Here is an 18,590-nt window from a genome sequence, read left to right on the forward strand (position 1 = left end):
AGATCGACGATGACCTTTTCACTGCGCCGCCTTGTCCTCGCTACCGGCTGCCTGCTGCTGGCCGGCAACGCCCTCGCTGCCGAACCGAAACGCCCCGAATGCATCGCCCCGGCCTCGCCGGGCGGTGGCTTCGACCTGACCTGCAAGCTGGTGCAAAGCGCCTTGGTGCAGGAAAAGATCCTCAGCAAGCCGATGCGCGTCACCTACATGCCCGGCGGTGTCGGCGCCGTGGCGTACAACGCCGTGGTTGCCCAGCGCCCGGGCGATGCCGGCACCCTGGTGGCCTGGTCCAGCGGCTCGTTGCTGAACCTGGCCCAGGGCAAGTTCGGCCGCTTTGACGAGAACGCAGTCAAATGGCTGGCTGCGGTCGGCACCAGCTACGGCGCCATCGCGGTGAAAAGCGACTCGCCCTACAAAACCCTCGATGACCTGGTCGCGGCGCTGAAGAAAGACCCGAGCAAGGTCGTGATCGGCTCCGGCGGCACCGTCGGCAGCCAGGACTGGATGCAGACCGCGCTGATCGCCAAGGCCGCCGGCATCAACCCGCGTGACCTGCGCTACGTGGCCCTGGAAGGCGGCGGCGAGATCGCCACGGCACTGCTGGGTGGGCACATCCAGGTCGGTTCGACGGACATCTCCGACTCCATGCCGCATATCCAGAGCGGCAACATGCGCATCCTGGCGGTGTTCTCGGAAAAACGCCTGGACGAGCCGGAAATGAAGGACATCCCTACCGCCAAGGAGCAGGGCTACGACATCGTCTGGCCGGTGGTGCGCGGCTTCTACCTGGGGCCAAAGGTGAGCGACGAGGACTACGCCTGGTGGAAGGCCTCGTTCGACAAGATGCTGGCCTCGGAAGACTTCGCCAAGCTGCGTGACCAGCGCGAACTGTTCCCGTTCGCCATGACCGGTGAAGAGCTGGACGGCTATGTGAAGAAGCAAGTGGCTGACTACAAGGCACTGGCCAAGGAATTCGGCCTGGTCCAGTAAGCCTCCAACGACACCCGCTCTTTGTAGGAGCGGCCTTGTGTCGCGAAAGGGCTGCAAAGCAGCCCCAGCGATTTGTGCACCGCTGCTGGAATCGTGGGGCCGCTTCGCAGCCCTTTCGCGACACAAGGCCGCTCCTACAAAGGATCTGCGTCTTGCCGAACAACAAGAGGATTCCTTGATGATCCTGCAACGCATCTTCGCCCTGGCCCTGCTGGCGGTGTGCGCCGTCCTGGCCGTGATGGCCTGGCCCTACCAGGCGGCGTTTTCCTATGAACCGGTAGGCCCGCGCGCCTACCCACTGTTGATGCTGGGCCTGATGGGCCTGGGTTTGCTGTACCTGGCGTTCCGCCCTACGCCCATCGTGCGCAAGGACGATGAGCCCGAGCTGGACCGCCACACCCTGATCAAGATCGCCGCCTGCGTCGGCCTGCTGCTGGTCTTTGCCGCCACCTTCGAACCCCTGGGCTTTATCCTCAGCGCCATCCTCGTCGGTCTGCCAATGGCCCGCCTGTACGGCGGTCGCTGGCTGCACAGCGCCATCGTGGTGGTCGGCATGAGCGTGTTCCTCTACTGGCTGTTCGACCGCGTGATGGACGTGCCCCTGCCCCTTGGCCTGCTGAGCGTACTGGAGAACTGACACATGGATACCTTGAGCTACCTGGGCCAGGGCTTCGGCGTCGCCCTGTCCCCCTACAACCTGGTCACGGCCCTGTCCGGCACCCTTATCGGCACCGTGGTCGGCCTGCTGCCGGGCCTGGGTCCGATCAACGGCGTGGCCCTGCTGATCCCCATCGCCTTCGCCTTGGGCCTGCCGCCGGAGTCGGCGCTGATCCTGCTGGCGGCGGTGTACCTGGGTTGCGAGTACGGCGGGCGTATCAGCTCGATCCTGCTGAACATCCCGGGCGAAGCCTCGACCGTGATGACCACCCTGGACGGCTACCCGATGGCGCGCAAGGGCCTGGCGGGCGTGGCCCTGTCGTTGTCGGCATGGAGTTCGTTCATCGGCGCCTTCATTGCCACCTGCGGCATGGTGCTGTTCGCCCCGCTGCTGGCGAAATGGGCAATCGCCTTCGGGCCGGCGGAATACTTCGTGCTGATGGTTTTCGCCATCGTCGCCCTGGGCGGCATGGCGGGTGACAAGCCGCTGAAGACCTTCATCGCCGCCTTGATCGGCCTGTTCCTTTCGGCAGTCGGTATCGATGCCAACAGCGGTGTGTACCGTTTCACCGGTGACAGCGTGCACCTGGCCGACGGCATCCAGTTCGTGGTGCTGGTACTGGGCCTGTTCTCCATCAGCGAAATCCTCTTGCTGCTGGAAAAGACCCACCATGGCCACCAGGCGGTCAAGGCCACCGGGCGCATGCTGTTCAACTTCAAGGAAGCGGCTTCGGTGTTCGCGGTCAACATCCGTTGCGGCCTGCTTGGCTTCATCATGGGCGTGCTGCCCGGCGCGGGCGCGACACTGGCCAGTGCCGTTGCCTACATGACCGAGAAGCGCCTGGCGGGTGACAAAGGCGAGTTCGGCAAAGGTGACGCTCGCGGCCTGGCCGCCCCGGAAACCGCCATTGGCGCCTCCTGCTGTGGCGCCCTGGTACCGATGCTGACACTGGGCGTGCCTGGATCGGGCACCACTGCGGTGATGATCGGCGCCCTGACGCTGTACAACATCACCCCGGGCCCACTGCTGTTCCAGCAGCAGCCCGACATTGTCTGGGGCCTGATCGCGTCGTTGTTCATCGCCAACATCATGCTGGTGATCCTCAATATCCCGATGATCCGCATCTTCACCCGCATCCTTGCCGTGCCGAACTGGGCGCTGGTGCCGGTGATCGCCATCATCACCGGTATCGGCGTGTACGCCGTGCATGCCACCACCTTCGACCTGTTCCTGATGGTCGGCATCGGCATCATGGGTTACATCCTGCGCAAGCTGGACTTCCCGCTGTCGCCGATTTTGCTCGGTTTCATCCTGGGCGGGCTGATGGAGCAGAACCTGCGCAGGGCGCTGTCGATTTCCAACGGTGAGCTGGGCATCCTCTGGTCGAGCCCGATCAGCATGTCGGTATGGGCACTGACCGTCTGCATGCTGACATTGCCGCTGCTGCGCAGCTGGCGCAAACGCAGCCAGCTGCGTCGGGCCATGGCCGATGCCTGATCGCGCGTTGCCGTTGTTTGTCGCAACCGGGCTGGTCGGCATTGCTGGCGGTTTTGCCGCCAGCAAGGTCGGCTGGCCTTTGCCGTGGATGGTCGGCTCGTTGCTGGCGATCATCCTGGTGCGCTGCCTGACACCCTGGCAGCTGCCGGAAATGCCCAATGGCCGCAAATGCGGGCAGTGGATCATCGGCATCGGCATTGGCCTGCATTTCACCCCTGCCGTAATCGAACAGGTGGCCAGCCATTTCGCGCTGATCTTCTTCGGCGCGCTGTTCACCACCTTGTCCAGCTTGATCAGCGTGTGGCTGTTGCGGCGCACCGGCGAGGACCGCGCCACCGCGTTCTTCGCCAGCATGCCCGGCGGTTCGGGGGAGATGGTCAACCTGGGCGCGCGCAATGGCGCGGTGCTCAGCCAGGTGGCGGCGGCGCAGAGCTTGCGCGTGCTGGCGGTGGTGCTGTGTGTGCCGGCATTGTTCAAGCTCTTGCTGGGCGATGGGGTGCCACTGAACCACACTGGCAGTGTCAGCTGGGGCTGGCTGGCGTTGATCGCCCCGCTGGGTGTGGTCGTTGCGTTGCTCTGGCAGCGCCTGCGCCAGCCCAACCCCTGGCTGTTCGGGCCATTGCTGGTGGCGGCAGCGGTGAGCCTGGCGGGCAACCTGCAGATCGCCTTGCCCAACGGCGCCAGCCAGATCGGCCAATGGCTGATCGGCAGCGGCCTGGCCTGCCACTTCAACCGCGCGTTCTTCCGCCGTGCCCCGTCGTTTCTCGGGCGCACCCTGCTGGCCACGGCGCTGTGCATGGCGATCGCCGCCAGTGCCGCGTGGGTACTGAGCGTGACGACCGCGCTGGACCTGCGCTCGCTGACACTGGGGATGATGCCGGGCGGGATTGCCGAGATGAGCCTGACGGCGGAAACCTTGCAGCTGTCGGTGCCGCTGGTGACGGCGTTGCAGGTGATGCGCTTGCTGTTTGTGCTGTTTCTGGCGGAGCCGTTGTTCCGCTTGTGGAATACAAACCCGGACTGACCGCGTCGCCTGCCCGCGAAGAGGGCGACACGGTATGTCAGGCAATCAAAGCGGCGGCAGTGCCCAGTTGATCGGCGCCAGCCCGCGCTGCTCGAGGAAGCCGTTGGCCCGGCTGAAATGCCCACACCCCAGGAACCCACGGTAAGCCGATAACGGCGACGGGTGCACCGACTTGAGCACCAGGTGCCTGGTCCCGTCGATCAGCTTCTGCTTGCTCTGCGCATGCGCGCCCCACAGCAGGAACACAACATTCGGGCATTGCTCGCTGACCACCTGAATGATCCGGTCGGTGAAGAACTCCCAACCCTTCTTCGCGTGCGACGCCGCATTGGCGCGCTCTACGGTCATGGTGGTGTTGAGCAGCAGCACGCCCTGCTCGGCCCAGCTCTGCAGGTAGCCATGGCTGGCAATCGGAATGTTCAGGTCGCGCTGCAACTCTTTGTAGATGTTCACCAGCGAGGGTGGCGTGGCAACCCCCGGCTGCACCGAGAAGCACAGGCCGTGGGCCTGCCCCGGCCCGTGGTACGGGTCCTGGCCGAGAATGACTACCTTCACCTGGTCCAGCGGTGTCGAGTTCAACGCATTGAAGATCAGCGGCCCTGGCGGGTAGATCTCCTTGCCAGCGGCGTATTCGCCACGCAGGAACTCACGCAGCTGATGCATGTAGGGCTGGTCGAACTCGTCGCGCAATGCGGCTTTCCAGCTGGGTTCGAGTTTGATGCGATCGTCTTCAGTCATGGGGCCATCCGTAAACAATGGCGCGACACTAGGTAAGCCCTCCCCGCTTGTCAAACGATCCGACCGACAACCGGCATGATCGGCCAGGCCAGCCATACTAGAGCGATGACTTGAGCGAGGTAGTCCATGGCCATTCATTGCGAGGTACTCACCGGCGCCGATGGCGCCCGCATCGGCATCGCCACCCTGAACGCGCCCATGGCGCTCAACGCCCTGAACCTGCCGATGATCGAGGTGCTGGGCGAACAGCTGCACGCCTGGGCCCGCGACCCGGGCATCGTTTGCGTGCTGCTGCGCGGCCAGGGGGCCAAGGCATTCTGCGCCGGCGGTGACGTGCGTGCGCTGGTGCAGGCCTGCCGCGACCACCCAGGCAGCGTGCCACCGCTGGCCGCCACCTTCTTCGCCGCCGAATACCGCCTGGACTTCGCCCTGCACACCTACCCCAAGCCCCTGCTGTGTTGGGGCCACGGGCATGTGCTGGGGGGTGGCATGGGGTTGCTGCAGGGCGCCAACATACGGGTGGTCACTCCCAGCAGCCGGCTGGCCATGCCGGAGATCAGTATCGGCCTGTATCCGGACGTAGGCGCCAGCTGGTTCCTCGCGCGCCTGCCCGGCAAGCTGGGGCTGTTCCTTGGCCTGACCGGCGCGCCGATCAACGCCCGTGACGCCTTGGATTTGGGCCTGGCCGACCGCTTCATGGGTGAACACCAGCAAGAAGCCTTGATCGAGGAGCTGCTGCAGCTGAACTGGCAGGAACAGACCGCCCTGCAACTCAACAGCCTGCTCAAGGCCGAGCAGCATCGCGCCTGCGCCGAATTACCTGCTGCGCAGTGGTTGCCACGGCGGCAGGTGATCGACAGCTTGCTCGACGTGGCAGATGCCGCCGGGGCATGGCGGGCGCTGGAAGCGCTGAAGCAGCATGACGACCCGCTGCTGGCAGACGCCGGCAAGCGCCTGCATGAAGGGTGCCCGCTGACTGCGCACCTGGTGTGGGAGCAGATTCACCGGGCGCGGCATATGTCATTGGCGCAGGTGTTCCAGATGGAATACAGCATGAGCCTGAACTGTTGCCGCCACCCGGAGCTCAGCGAAGGCGTGCGCGCCCGTTTGCTGGACAAGGACAACCAGCCGCGCTGGCACTGGCCGGATGTCGCGCAAGTGCCAACGGCGGTGGTGGAAGCGCATTTTGCCAAAGTGTGGGAGGGCCGGCATCCATTGGCCGACCTGGAATAGCGTGGGCAACCTGGGGCTGCGTTGCAGCCCAGGGTTAGGCTCAGCTAGCGCTGCCAGTTCCCCCCCTGCCCCTGCCCGCGCCGACCATCCCAGCGCCCGCCGCCATTGCCCTGCCGGTTGGAGTGCCGGTCACCATGCTGGTAACGCTGGCTGCCATCGCGGTAGTCGTGACGATCCCGGTCACGTCCATAGTCATTACGCTGACGGTTACCGTAGTCATAGCGCGGGTTACCGTGCCACTGGTTGGCTCCCGGGTGTGGCTGCGGCCGGTAATAAGGCGCTGGCGCCGAGCGGTAGTAGCGCGGGGCCGGCTGGTAGTAATAACGCGGTTGCGGCGTCACGTAATAACGGTCTGAACGGTAATATCCCGGCGACACATAGCGGTCGGTTGAGTAATAGTCCGAACGGTAATAACCCCCGCTTCCGTAGTAAGGGGCGCAGGCGGATGTCATCAGCCCGAGCAGGGCAATCAACAGGATTCGGTAGGACATGGCGGCCTCCTGGACCGCTGGAGTGCCCGAACAGCGGCGCTGGCGAGCGTCGATGCACAACGCGATCATCGACGTAGAATAAGACCGCGAGGCCGAGTTGCAGTGCCATTTACGCAACAAATTGATACAGGTGCGCTGGCCCAAAAAACTTGCAGTGATTTCCCGGCCATCTCACTAGAATAAGCGCCCTGGCACACATCACGGGAAGATCATGCCTTTACGTTCCGCTCTGTTTTCACAGCGTTCGCTGATCTTGACCCTGTTGCTGCTGCTGGCGTGCGGCTTCCTCGGCACTTCCCTGCTCAGCTACTTCGCCTCACGCAGCGCCATCCGCGACGGCATCATCAACACCGAGCTGCCGCTCACCTCCGACACGGTCTACTCGGAAATCCAGAAAGACCTGATTCGCCCGGTCCTGATCGCCTCGATGATGGCCCAGGACACCTTCCTGCGTGACTGGGTGCTGTCCGGTGAGCAGGATACCCGGCGCATGACCCGCTACCTTGGCGAGGTGATGGGCAAACAGGACACCTTCACGTCCTTTTTTGTCTCCAACCGTACCTTGACCTACTACCAGGCCAAGGGCGTGCTCAAGAAAGTCGAACCCGGCACCTGGCGCGATGCCTGGTACTTCCGCCTGCGCGAACTCAAGGCCCCCTACGAAATCAACGTCGACCTGGACATGGCCAACCAGGACAGCCTGACCGTGTTCATCAACTATCAGGTGCATGACTACCAGCAACGCTTCATCGGCGCCGCCGGGGTCGGGCTGAGCGTCTCGTCGGTGGTCAAGCTGATCGATCAGTACCAACGCCGCTACCAGCGTTCGGTGCTGTTCACCGACGCCAAGGGCAAGGTCCTGCTGACCGGCTCCGAAGGCGGCCCGCAGGGCTTGCGGGTCGGCCAGCCGCTCAGCGCCAACCCCGAACTGGATGACCTGCTGGCCGCGCAACCGGTACCCGGCGAAGGCAGCCACGAATACCGCGACAGCGATAACCACAGCCACTTTCTGAACGTGCGCCACCTGCCCGAGCTTGACTGGTACCTGCTGGTGGACAAGCGCGAAACCGGCGCCCTCGACCGAATCCGTCACTCGCTGTACCTGAACCTGGTCATCTGCGCGATGATCACCTTGGTGGTACTGGCGCTGATTCACGCCATGGTCCGCCGCCACCAGGCTAGCACCGAGGCGCTGGCCACCCTCGACAGCCTCACCGGCCTGCCCAACCGGCGCAGCTTCGACCTGCTGGCCGCCCAGGCCTTGCACGAAGCCCAGCGCGACAGTGGTCCGCTGGTAGCATTGCTGATCGACCTGGACCATTTCAAAGCGCTGAATGACACCCACGGCCACCTGGCAGGCGACGAAGTGCTGCGCCAGTTCGCCAATGTGCTGCAAGGCAGCCTGCGCCAGTCGGATATACTCTGCCGCTGGGGTGGCGAGGAATTCATCGTGCTGCTGCGTGAAGCCGAAGGCCGCCCGGCCATCGAAGTGGCGGAAAAGATCCGCCGGCGCACCGAGCAGCTGACCTTCAGCTACGACGACCAGCCGCTGCGGCTGACCACCAGCATCGGTCTGAGCAGCCTGCAACCTGGGGATACCTTGCATACCCTGCTGACCCGCGCCGACCGCGCGCTTTATCGTGCCAAGCAGGCCGGCCGCAACCGCGTCTGCAGTGAAACCGACCATGAATGACAGCCAATACTGCCCCGCTTGCGGTGCGCTCAACCAGTGCAGCCTGGCTGACCCGCGCCTCGCCACCCAGGCCTGCTGGTGCTACAGCGTGAGCATCGACCCGGCGGTGCTCCAGGCCCTGCCCGCCGAGTTGCGTGACAAAGCCTGCCTGTGCCCGCGCTGCGCAGCCGTTGAAGAACAACTCCGATCACCTGCCGCCGACTGACCCTTGCCATGCGCCTTGACCGTTTCCTCGCCAACCTGCCCAGCTACAACCGCCAGCAAGTCCGCCTGATGCTGGCGCAACGCCGTGTGCGGGTGGACGGCCAGGTGGTCAGCGACCCGCTGGCCGAGGTCCGCGAATTCAGCCGCGTCGAGCTGGACGACCAGCTGCTGCAGGCCGGCCGCCCGGCGCGCTACCTGATGCTGCACAAACCTGCGGGCTGCGTGAGCGCGACGCGCGACCCGCAACACCGCACTGTGCTCGACCTGCTGCCAGCCGCAATGCGTGATGACCTGCACATAGCCGGGCGCCTGGACTTCAACACCACCGGCCTGATGATCCTGACCAACGACGGGCAATGGTCGCGACGCCTGACCCAACCTGCCACCAAGCTGCCCAAGCATTACCTGGTGGAAACCGAGGACGAGATTGGCGAGCACTATGTCGCCAGGTTCCGGGAAGGGTTCTATTTTGCCTTCGAGGACCTCACCACCCAGCCTGCGCAGCTGGACATCCTCGGGCCGCGCCGGGCTCGCCTGGCAATCGTCGAAGGGCGTTATCACCAGGTCAAGCGCATGTTCGGCCATTTCGACAACAAGGTGGTGGGGCTGCATCGCGAGAGGATGGGGGCGATCCAGCTGGACCCGGGGTTGGCGCCCGGGGCATTTCGTGAACTGACGGTGGGTGAAATCGCCACTGTCTAGGGTGTCTGCCCTGGCCTGTTCGCGGGTAAACCCGCCCCTACCGGGACCTCGTCGCGCTCGAGAGCTGCGCTGGACCTGTGGGAGCGGGTTCACCCGCGAAAGGGCCGGAACAGACCGCAAAGGGTCGTCACACGACCGCTCGGCGACAAAAGTCACACTTTCGCCCGAACGGCACTTGCGGGATCCGCAACCCACTGCTTGAATCCAAATCGTCAGTCTGCATGTGACTACCAAGTCACAACCGCAGTCGAGGACAACTTTTTGCCGGCCACCCAAGGCCTAGATGCCTTGGGGCACGGCAGATTGCCCGCCAAAAACAATACCGTCGACGCAAGTGCCAAGGATCGACACAGGGCCCCCCCGGTTACTCTTCAGGCGAATGCCTACCTGTCATAAAGAACGTGCACCCTAGGTGACGCGAATACCCTTTTTGCGCCAGGAGTCGATGACATGAGGCCAGAAATCGCTGTGCTTGATATCCAAGGTCAGTATCGGGTTTACACGGAGTTCCATCGCGCGGATGCGGCCGAGAAGACGATCATCCTGGTCAACGGCTCGTTGGCCACCACGGCCTCGTTCGCCCAGACGGTTCGTAACCTGCACCCGCAATTCAACGTTGTATTGTTCGACCAGCCGTATGCGGGCAAATCCAAGCCGCACAACCGTCAGGAGCGGCTGATCTCCAAGGAGACCGAGGCGCACATCCTGCTGGAGCTGATCGAGCATTTCCAGGCCGATCACGTGATGTCGTTCTCGTGGGGTGGTGCAAGCACGCTGCTGGCGCTGGCGCACCAGCCGCAACGGGTGAAAAAGGCCGTGGTCAGTTCGTTCTCGCCAGTGATCAACGAACCGATGCGTGATTACCTGGACCGGGGCTGCCAGTACCTGGCCGCCTGCGACCGCTACCAGGTCGGCAACCTGGTCAACGACACCATCGGCAAGCACCTGCCGTCGCTGTTCAAACGCTTCAATTACCGGCATGTCAGCAGCCTGGACAGCCACGAGTACGCGCAGATGCACTATCACATCAACGAAGTGCTGCAGAACGACCTGGAGCGGGCGCTGAAAGGTGCGCGCAATATCGACATCCCGGTGCTGTTCATCAACGGCGACCGCGACGAGTACACCACGGTCGAAGATGCCCGGGAATTTGGCAAGCACGTGGGCAATAGCCACTTCCGCGTGATCCGGGACGCTGGCCACTTCCTCGACATGGAAAACAAGGTTGCCTGTGAAGATACCCGCAACGTGCTGCTCGGCTTCCTCAAGCCGACGTCGCGCGAGCACCGTCCACGCTACCAGCACGTGCAACAGGGGCAGCATGCATTGGCCATCTGAGCAGCTCGGCGCCCTTTGGCAGATACCCGCAAGGCTACTGGGTGCCGACAAGCTTTTTGATAACTTGGGCTTCTAATTCGTTGAGGGTTCTGGTAAAAAGTGCTGCGCAGACGCGGGTATAGTTTAGTGGCAAAACGAAAGCTTCCCAAGCTTTAGTTGAGGGTTCGATTCCCTCTACCCGCTCCACATTGCATTCCGCATGGCGTTTCAGCAACGTCATCGCTGTCAAAAGGAGCCCCGGCTCCTTTTTTCGTTTCTGCCTTTCACTCAACCTGGACCATGGCCATTTGCCTGCCGATCCGTTTCAATGCGCAGGCGCGTGCAAGCGAAACGGCTTGTAGCGCATATGTTCAATGGATCTGTGAAGCATTTCGAAAGGACGACGCATGTTTCTCTCCCGCTGGCTCCCGGGCCTCGCCAACCTGCTGCAGTACCGCCGGGAATGGTTCCACGCCGACCTGCAGGCCGGTCTATCGGTAGCAGCGATCCAGATTCCCATCGCTATCGCCTATGCGCAGATCGTCGGTCTGCCGCCGCAGTACGGCCTGTACGCCTGCGTGCTGCCGATGATGGTCTACGCCTTGATCGGCAGCTCGCGCCAGCTGATGGTCGGCCCTGACGCCGCTACCTGCGCGATGATCGCCGGCGCTGTGGCGCCACTGGCCATGGGCGACCCGCAGCGGATTGCCGAGCTTTCGGTGATCGTCACCCTGCTGGTCGGGATGATGTTGATCGGCGCCGGCCTGGCCCGCGCCGGGTTCATCGCCAGCTTCTTTTCGCGGCCGATCCTGATCGGCTACCTCAACGGCATCGGCCTGAGCTTGATCGCCGGGCAATTGTCCAAGGTGGTGGGCTTCAGGATCGAAGGTGACGGTTTCATCCTCAGCCTGATCAATTTCTTCCAGCGCCTGGGCGAAATCCACTGGGTGACGCTGCTTATCGGCCTGGCGGCGCTGGGCCTGCTGATCTGGTTGCCACGGCGCTACCCGCGCCTGCCCGCCGCCCTGATCGTGGTGGCACTGTTCATGTCACTGGTCGGCCTGCTTGGACTGGACCGCCTGGGGGTGGCGATTCTCGGCCCGGTGCCGGCGGGTATCCCGCAGCTGGCATGGCCACACAGCAACCTGGCAGAAATGAAGAGCTTGCTGCGCGATGCCCTGGGGATCGCCACCGTCAGCTTCTGCAGCGCCATGCTTACCGCACGCAGCTTTGCCGCCCGGCACGGTTACGCGATCAACGCCAACCACGAATTCGTCGCCCTGGGCGTAAGCAACCTGGCGGCCGGCGCGTCCCAGGGCTTCGCCATCAGCGGCGCCGACTCGCGCACTGCGGTCAACGACATGGTCGGCGGCAAAAGCCAGCTGGTGGGCATCATCGCCGCGCTGGTCATCGCCATGATACTGATGTTCTTCACCGCGCCGATGGCGTGGATCCCCCAGGCCGCACTGGGTGCCGTGCTGCTGATGGCCGGCTGGGGGCTAATCGACATCAAATCCCTGGGGCATATCCGCCGCCTGAGCCGCTTCGAGTTCTGGCTGTGCCTGCTGACCACGGTGGGCGTGCTGGGCCTGGGCGTGCTGCCCGGTATCGTGTTTGCCGTGACCTTGGCGATCCTGCGCCTGCTGTACAGCATCTACCAGCCCACCGACGCCGTGCTCGGCTGGCTGCCGGGCACCGAAGGCCAGGTAGACATCCGCAAGTTCAAGGATGCCCGTACCGTGCCCGGGCTGGTGGTGTACCGTTTCGACGACGCGATCCTGTTCTTCAATGCCGACTACTTCAAGATGCGGCTGCTTGAGGCGGTACAGAGCCAGGACCAACCCAAAGCCGTGCTGTTCGATGCCGAAGCGGTAACCAGCATCGATGTCAGCGGCATCGCGGCCCTGCGCGAAGTGCGTGACACCCTGGCGGCGCAAGGCATCTTCTTCGCTATCGCCCGCGCCCGCGGCACCTTCCTGCGCATGCTGGTGCGCTCCGGGATGGCGCGGGAGATGGAAGACAAACTGCTGTTCGGCTCGGTGCGGGCGGGAATTCGGGCGTATCGGGTTTGGCGCAACAGGAACCGCAGTGTGCAGGTGGCAGAACAGGGCTGAAGCAGGCTTCGATGTCAAGGTCGCAACGTTGAGAAACTGGGAACAAGGACGACGCGAACCTACCGGACCAGGCTTGAACAGACAACACATGAACATTGCCTTGACGGCCAACCGTCGCCCAGCTTGCATGACATGCTAAAGTCGCCCCCGTTCTCCGCGCCACCCAACGGATCCCAGCATGCCCGCACTTGACGCCACTCTTTCTCCCTGGCCAGAACTCGCCGCCCGCCACCCCTGTGACGCGCTGCTGCTGGGCAACGGCGCCAGCCGCGCACTATGGAAACCGTTCGGCTATTTCTCGCTGTTCGAGCAAGCGCAACGCGCCGGCCGCAAGAAGGGCCTGGCCGTCAGCGACCAGGCACTGTTCAAGTCGCTGGGGACAGAGCTGTTCGAACCCGTGCTCAGCGCCCTCAACACCACGGTTCGCACCAACGCCGCGCTGGCGATCAATTCCACCGCACCGCTGAACCGCTACTACTCGATCAAGGAAGCGCTGATTCACGCCGTGCGCACCGTGCACCTGCCGTGGCCACTGATGACGCCGGCTACGCTGACCACCCTCAACCAGGCCCTGCGCGGCTACCGCAACGTCTATACCAGCAATTACGACCTGCTGCTGCCGTGGGCGGTGCAACATGCTCCGCACGGCTTCGCCGACCTGTTCGACGAGCAGGGCTTCTTCGATGTACGCCGCACCCAAACCGAAGGCACCCGGGTGCTGCACCTGCATGGCGGCATGCACTTGCTGAAGCTGCCCGACGGCACCACACGCCAACGCAGTGCCGACAACGCCGAACTGCTCGATGGGTTTGCCGTGAACATCCCGGGCGAGGTACCGCTGTTCGTCAACGAAGACCGCAGCGACGAGAAACTGCGTGCGATCCGCAATTCTGACTACCTGAGCTGGTGCCTGGGGCAACTGGCCGGGGAAAGCCAGGGGCTATGCCTGTTCGGGCAGCATCTGGACAGCAGTGACCAGCACTTGCTTGACGCTATCCGGCTGGCCCGGCCGAAGCAGTTGTCGATTGCTGTACGGCCGTTGAACGAGGCGTCGGTGATCAATCAGAAGCAGCACTTTGTCGATCGCTTTGGCGACCTGGCGGGGATTGAGCTGCATTTCTTCGATGCCACTACGCATCCGTTGGGGCAGGCGGAGTTGGCGGTCAAGCCACCAATCGCTGGGCGCTAGCAGGAGGCCTGCAGGATCTGCCTCGTGTCGCGATGGGCTGCAAGATCCCAGCAGCATAGCAAGCCATCCGCGACCGTTCGCGACAACCGCTCTCACAATAGGCAGCGCTGAAGACGGCCACTGAAACCTGTCAAAGCAACCCATCCGCCCGCAACAGCGTCTCCAGGCAATGCTCCTGCACCCCATAGAACGCCTTGAGCTGGGCAATTTTCTCCAGCAGCGCGCCGTTATCCCCCGCCTGCTTGCGCTTCACCGCAAGAATCATCTTGTTCTTGTTGGTGTGCTCCAGGGAGATGAACTCGAACACCTTGGTTTCGTACCCGCAGGCTTCCAGATACAGCGCACGCAGGCTGTCGGTGAGCATTTCGGCCTGCTGGCCCAGGTGCAGACCGTACTGCAGCATGGGTTGTAGCAACCCCGGACTGTGCAGTTGCGGGCGGATCTGTTTGTGGCAGCACGGCGAGCACATGATGATCGCGGCGTTGCAGCGAATACCGGTATGGATGGCGTAGTCGGTGGCGATGTCGCAGGCATGCAGGGCGATCATCACTTCGATGGCCTCGGGTACCACGCTGCGCACGTCACCACACTGGAACTCCAGGCCCGGGTGCTCCAGGTGCGAGGCGGCCGCGTTGCACAGGTCGACCATGTCCTGGCGCAGTTCCACACCGGTGACCTGCGCTTCACGGCCCAGGCTGTTGCGCAGGTAATCGTGCATGGCAAAGGTCAGGTAGCCCTTGCCGGAACCGAAATCGGCGACCCGCAGTGCCTGCTCTGGCGGCACCGGGGCGCTGGCCAGGGCGTGGTCGAAGACCTCGATGAACTTGTTGATCTGCTTCCACTTGCGCGACATGGACGGGATCAGTGCGCCTTGTGCATCGGTGACGCCAAGGTCACGCAGGAAGGGCCGTGCCAGCTCCAGGTAGCGCTTTTTCTCACGGTCATGGCCGCTGCTGGCGGCAACCTCGCGTGCGGCCTGCGCGCCGTGACGCTGGAGCATGGGCTTGCCCTTCTTGCTGAAGGTCAGCTGCACTTCACCCTCTGCGTCGAACAGGTGGGCATTACGGAAGCTGCCTGGCAGCAGCTCGGCGACCAGCGCCTGGGCCTGGTCCAGCGCCAGGTTTTGGGTGATATCGCGGGTCTGGTGACGATAGACCAGCGACAGGCACGGCTGGCCCTTGACCTGCAGCGGCTTGGCAATGATTCGTTGCAAGGTCTGGTCGGCACCTACATGGCGCGCCAGCACCAGTTTGACCAAGGTGTTGCCGTGCAGGGCGGCGTTCAGCAGGTCAAGAAACCGGGCGCGCGCATCGGGCGCGGAGGGAGCGGAATTACTGGCGGACATGGAGAAAGGGGCCTTGAGTAGCGGAACACTCATTCTACCGTGTGCCGTGCGAGCGGGCATACCCTGGCCATTCAGGGCCGCTTTGCGGCCCATCGCCGGCAAGCCAGCTCCCACTTCGACCACGTCAATTTCAAGCCATGCGCTGTACCTGTGGGAGCTGGCTTGCCGGCGATGGGCTGCACAGCAGCCCTGAACTGCCTGCCCTTGTTGAGGCGGCTGCATGCTGCTCAATCGAGGATCACCAGCCGGTTCGGCAATTCGTTACGCGCATGCGTAGGCGGCACATGCTCGCCAAGCAGCTCGCCACAGGCATCGATACACTCGACAAAGCCCTGCAAGGTCCGGCCCTGACGCACCTGCTCGGCAAAACGGGCAACGATCACCGCACGGGCGGCGGCATCCAGATAACGCTCGATGCCACGGTCTACCAGTATCTCCACATGCCGCTCGGCCTCACTGACAAAAATCAGCACCCCCGTGGCCCCCGCAGTCCGCTGCAGGTTCTGTTCACGAAACTGTTGCCGTGCCAGCCGCGAGGCGCGCCAGCGGCGCAGCGCACCGGGGATCAGCCAGCCGACCAGGCGCGGGTTGCGCAACAACAGGCACAAACCCATGAACAGCAACACGTTGGCCACCAGCAGGCCACGTACACCGGGCCACCCCGACAGCCACTGCAACAAACCAGGCAGCGCCAGGGCCAGCACCGCGGCCCACAATAAAGGCCAATAGGCGTAATCGTCGGCACGACGGGCCAGCACCGTGACCAGTTCGGCATCGGTGCGCCGTTCGGCACGGGCAATGGCTTCGGCTATCTGCCGCTGGTGATATTCGTCGAAGGGGGTCATGCCGTCGGTCTCTCGAGCGATCTTATTGTTGTTGTCCCGGCATTCGGGGCTTCGTCCGCGGGCCACATATTCAGGCATAATCCGCCGCTGGAAGAAATGCCTGCGAATCGTACAACAATAGCCGCCTGAAAACTTCGGCCGCGCGCGTATCAGCGTGGATACGGCACAGGCCCTACTACGGAATTCATGATGAAACTGTCTTTGCTGGGCCTGGCCATGGGCCTTGCCAGTCAGGTGGCCTTGGCCGCCCCCTCCGCCCCGCCCCTGCAGGACAAGCAGGCATTCATCGACCACCTGATCGGGCAGATGACCGAGGCCGAGAAAATCGGCCAGTTGCGACTGATCAGTATCGGCCCGGAAATGCCCCACGAGAAGATCCGCGAGGAAATTGCTGCGGGCCGCATCGGCGGCACCTTCAACTCGCGTACCGCCCCCGAAAACCGGCCGATGCAGGATGCCGCCATGCGCAGCCGCCTGAAGATCCCGATGTTCTTCGCCTACGACACCGTTCACGGCGAGCGCACCATCTTCCCGATCGGGCTGGGCATGGCGGCCACCTGGGACATGGACGCCGTCGCCAAGGTCGGCCGCACCGCCGCCATCGAAGCCTCGGCCGATGCCCTGGACATGACCTTCGCGCCGATGGTCGACATCGCCCGCGACCCGCGCTGGGGCCGCACCAGCGAAGGTTTCGGTGAAGACACCTACCTGACCTCGAAGATCGGCCAGGTGATGGTGCGCTCGTTCCAGGGCAGCAGCCCGGCCAACCCCGATAGCATCATGGCCATCGTCAAGCATTTCGCCCTGTACGGCGCGGTGGAGGGCGGGCGCGACTACAACACGGTCGATATGAGCCTGCCGAAGATGTACAACGACTATCTGCCACCCTACCGCGCCGCGCTCGACGCCGGTGCTGGCGGGGTGATGGTGGCGCTGAACTCGATCAACGGCGTGCCGGCCACCTCCAACACCTGGCTGATGAACGACCTGCTGCGCAAGGAGTGGGGCTTCAAGGGCGTGACCATCAGCGACCATGGCGCCATCCAGGAGCTGATCCGCCACGGCGTTGCCCGTGACGGCCGTGAAGCTGCCAAGCTGGCGATCAAGGCCGGCATCGACATGAGCATGAACGACACCCTGTACGGTGAAGAGCTGCCCGGCTTGCTGAAGTCCGGCGAAGTGACCCAGGGTGAACTGGACCAGGCCGTGCGCGAGGTACTCGGCGCCAAGTACGACATGGGTCTGTTCAAGGACCCGTACGTGCGCATCGCCAAGGCCGAAGACGACCTGAAGGACTACTACGGCAACGACCGCCTGCACCGCGATGCCGCGCGTGACGTGGCACGCCGCAGCCTGGTACTGCTGGAAAACCACAAGCAGACCTTGCCGTTGAAAAAGGCCGGCACCATCGCCCTGGTCGGCCCATTGGCCGATGCCCCGATCGACATGATGGGCAGCTGGGCCGCCGACGGCAAACCGGTGCATTCGGTGACCGTGCGCGAAGGCTTGCGCCGTGCCGTCGAAGGCAAGGCCAAGCTGGTCTATGCCAAGGGTTCCAACGTCACCGGCGACAAGGCGATGTTCGACTACCTGAACTTCCTCAACTTCGATGCCCCGGAAATCGTCGACGACCCGCGCCCGCCTGCGGTGCTGATCGACGAGGCGGTCAAGGCGGCGGAGCAGTCCGACGTGGTGGTGGCAGTGGTCGGCGAATCCCGCGGCATGTCCCACGAATCGTCCAGCCGCACCACCCTGGAGATCCCGGCCAGCCAGCGTGAACTCATCAAGGCCCTGAAGGCCACCGGCAAACCGCTGGTGCTGGTGTTGATGAACGGCCGGCCGCTGTCGATCGGCTGGGAGCGCGAGCAGGCTGACGCCATCCTCGAAACCTGGTTCGCCGGCACCGAGGGCGGCAACGCCATCGCCGACGTGCTGTTCGGTGACTACAACCCGTCCGGCAAGCTGGCCATTACCTTCCCGCGTTCGGTCGGGCAGATCCCGATGTACTACAACCACACCCGTATCGGTCGGCCGTTCACCCCAGGCAAGCCGGGCAACTACACCTCGCAGTACTTCGAGGAGCCCAACGGCCCGCTGTACCCGTTCGGTTATGGCCTTAGCTACAGCAGCTTCGAGCTGTCGGGCCTGGCCCTCTCGAGCAAGGACCTGAAGCGCGGCGACACGCTGCAGGCCAAGGTGACGGTGAAGAACACCGGCAAGCGGGACGGCGAGACCGTGGTGCAGCTGTACCTGCAGGATGTGTCGGCCTCCATGAGCCGCCCGGTGAAGGAGCTCAAGAACTTCCAGAAGCTCATGCTCAAGCCGGGTGAGTCACGGACTTTGACCTTCAGCATCAGCGAAGAAGACCTGAAGTTCTACAATGGCCAACTGCAACGGGTTGCCGAGCCTGGCGAGTTCAACGTCCAGGTGGGCCTGGATTCGCAGGCGGTGCAGCAGCAGAGTTTTGAATTGCTGTAACTGATCGGCCGCTTGTATTGGCCCTTTCGCGGGCTTGCCCGCGAAGGGGCCGGTCCCGATATTCCAATCATC

At 63.6% G+C, this 18,590-nt stretch carries 16 protein-coding genes and 1 tRNA gene; 13 read left to right on the forward strand and 4 right to left on the reverse strand.

Annotation, left to right across the window (positions count from 1 at the left end; translation table 11 throughout):
* Positions 1-9: 9 nt before the first annotated feature.
* From AC5O5I_RS22835 to AC5O5I_RS22850, 4 genes are all read left to right on the forward strand, one after another.
* Complete coding sequence (locus AC5O5I_RS22835; protein WP_172233235.1) at positions 10-990, forward strand: Bug family tripartite tricarboxylate transporter substrate binding protein; 981 nt, start codon at positions 10-12, stop codon at positions 988-990.
* Positions 991-1,168: 178 nt separating this feature from the next.
* Entirely contained in the window at positions 1,169-1,627 is a 459-nt protein-coding gene (locus AC5O5I_RS22840; protein WP_172233160.1) for a tripartite tricarboxylate transporter TctB family protein, read from the forward strand.
* A 3-nt stretch (positions 1,628-1,630) separates the two neighbouring features.
* Positions 1,631-3,145: a tripartite tricarboxylate transporter permease gene (locus AC5O5I_RS22845; protein WP_172233157.1), complete on the forward strand. Its 1,515-nt coding sequence runs from the start codon at positions 1,631-1,633 to the stop codon at positions 3,143-3,145.
* Positions 3,138-4,169: an AbrB family transcriptional regulator gene (locus AC5O5I_RS22850; protein WP_494511615.1), complete on the forward strand. Its 1,032-nt coding sequence runs from the start codon at positions 3,138-3,140 to the stop codon at positions 4,167-4,169. Before AC5O5I_RS22845 ends, AC5O5I_RS22850 begins: the two co-directional genes overlap by 8 nt.
* 45 nt (positions 4,170-4,214) lie before the next feature.
* On the opposite strand, the gene ung is transcribed toward AC5O5I_RS22850, so the two are convergent.
* Positions 4,215-4,907 (reverse strand): uracil-DNA glycosylase, encoded by a 693-nt coding sequence (gene ung, locus AC5O5I_RS22855; RefSeq protein ID WP_172227084.1) that lies wholly within the window; start codon positions 4,905-4,907, stop codon positions 4,215-4,217.
* Positions 4,908-5,033: 126 nt separating this feature from the next.
* Here ung and dspII point away from each other — a divergent pair, with 126 nt between their 5' ends.
* Positions 5,034-6,140, forward strand: a complete 1,107-nt coding sequence (gene dspII, locus AC5O5I_RS22860) for an enoyl-CoA hydratase/isomerase DspII (protein ID WP_494511616.1) — start codon at positions 5,034-5,036, stop codon at positions 6,138-6,140.
* Positions 6,141-6,184: 44 nt separating this feature from the next.
* On the opposite strand, the gene AC5O5I_RS22865 is transcribed toward dspII, so the two are convergent.
* On the reverse strand, positions 6,185-6,631 hold the full coding sequence (locus AC5O5I_RS22865) for a hypothetical protein (RefSeq protein ID WP_172288901.1): 447 nt from the start codon (positions 6,629-6,631) through the stop codon (positions 6,185-6,187).
* Positions 6,632-6,842: 211 nt separating this feature from the next.
* Between AC5O5I_RS22865 and AC5O5I_RS22870 the strand changes: the two genes are divergently transcribed.
* From AC5O5I_RS22870 to AC5O5I_RS22900, 7 genes are all read left to right on the forward strand, one after another.
* The gene (locus tag AC5O5I_RS22870; RefSeq protein WP_172227075.1) at positions 6,843-8,324 is read left to right on the forward strand and encodes a sensor domain-containing diguanylate cyclase; all 1,482 of its coding nucleotides are present in this window, start codon (positions 6,843-6,845) and stop codon (positions 8,322-8,324) included.
* The gene (locus AC5O5I_RS22875) at positions 8,317-8,529 is read left to right on the forward strand and encodes a cysteine-rich CWC family protein (RefSeq protein WP_172227053.1); all 213 of its coding nucleotides are present in this window, start codon (positions 8,317-8,319) and stop codon (positions 8,527-8,529) included. Before AC5O5I_RS22870 ends, AC5O5I_RS22875 begins: the two co-directional genes overlap by 8 nt.
* Before the next feature lie 8 nt (positions 8,530-8,537).
* Positions 8,538-9,230, forward strand: a complete 693-nt coding sequence (locus tag AC5O5I_RS22880; RefSeq protein WP_494511617.1) for a pseudouridine synthase — start codon at positions 8,538-8,540, stop codon at positions 9,228-9,230.
* Between the two features lie 450 nt (positions 9,231-9,680).
* Positions 9,681-10,568: an alpha/beta fold hydrolase gene (locus AC5O5I_RS22885; RefSeq protein ID WP_172227047.1), complete on the forward strand. Its 888-nt coding sequence runs from the start codon at positions 9,681-9,683 to the stop codon at positions 10,566-10,568.
* A gap of 112 nt (positions 10,569-10,680) precedes the next feature.
* Positions 10,681-10,754 (forward strand) — tRNA-Gly (locus AC5O5I_RS22890).
* Positions 10,755-10,954: 200 nt separating this feature from the next.
* Positions 10,955-12,661 (forward strand): SulP family inorganic anion transporter, encoded by a 1,707-nt coding sequence (locus AC5O5I_RS22895; protein ID WP_494511618.1) that lies wholly within the window; start codon positions 10,955-10,957, stop codon positions 12,659-12,661.
* 178 nt (positions 12,662-12,839) lie between these two features.
* Positions 12,840-13,850, forward strand: a complete 1,011-nt coding sequence (locus AC5O5I_RS22900; protein ID WP_494511619.1) for a DUF4917 family protein — start codon at positions 12,840-12,842, stop codon at positions 13,848-13,850.
* Between the two features lie 130 nt (positions 13,851-13,980).
* On the opposite strand, the gene AC5O5I_RS22905 is transcribed toward AC5O5I_RS22900, so the two are convergent.
* Positions 13,981-15,195 (reverse strand): class I SAM-dependent methyltransferase, encoded by a 1,215-nt coding sequence (locus AC5O5I_RS22905; protein WP_172227038.1) that lies wholly within the window; start codon positions 15,193-15,195, stop codon positions 13,981-13,983.
* Between the two features lie 227 nt (positions 15,196-15,422).
* Positions 15,423-16,040, reverse strand: a complete 618-nt coding sequence (locus AC5O5I_RS22910; RefSeq protein ID WP_172227035.1) for a TPM domain-containing protein — start codon at positions 16,038-16,040, stop codon at positions 15,423-15,425.
* Positions 16,041-16,226: 186 nt separating this feature from the next.
* Between AC5O5I_RS22910 and bglX the strand changes: the two genes are divergently transcribed.
* Entirely contained in the window at positions 16,227-18,518 is a 2,292-nt protein-coding gene (gene bglX / locus AC5O5I_RS22915; RefSeq protein WP_494511620.1) for a beta-glucosidase BglX, read from the forward strand.
* The last annotated feature ends 72 nt before the right edge of the window (positions 18,519-18,590 follow it).

The sequence above is a fragment of the Pseudomonas sp. 9_2_1 genome (genome assembly GCF_059295275.1).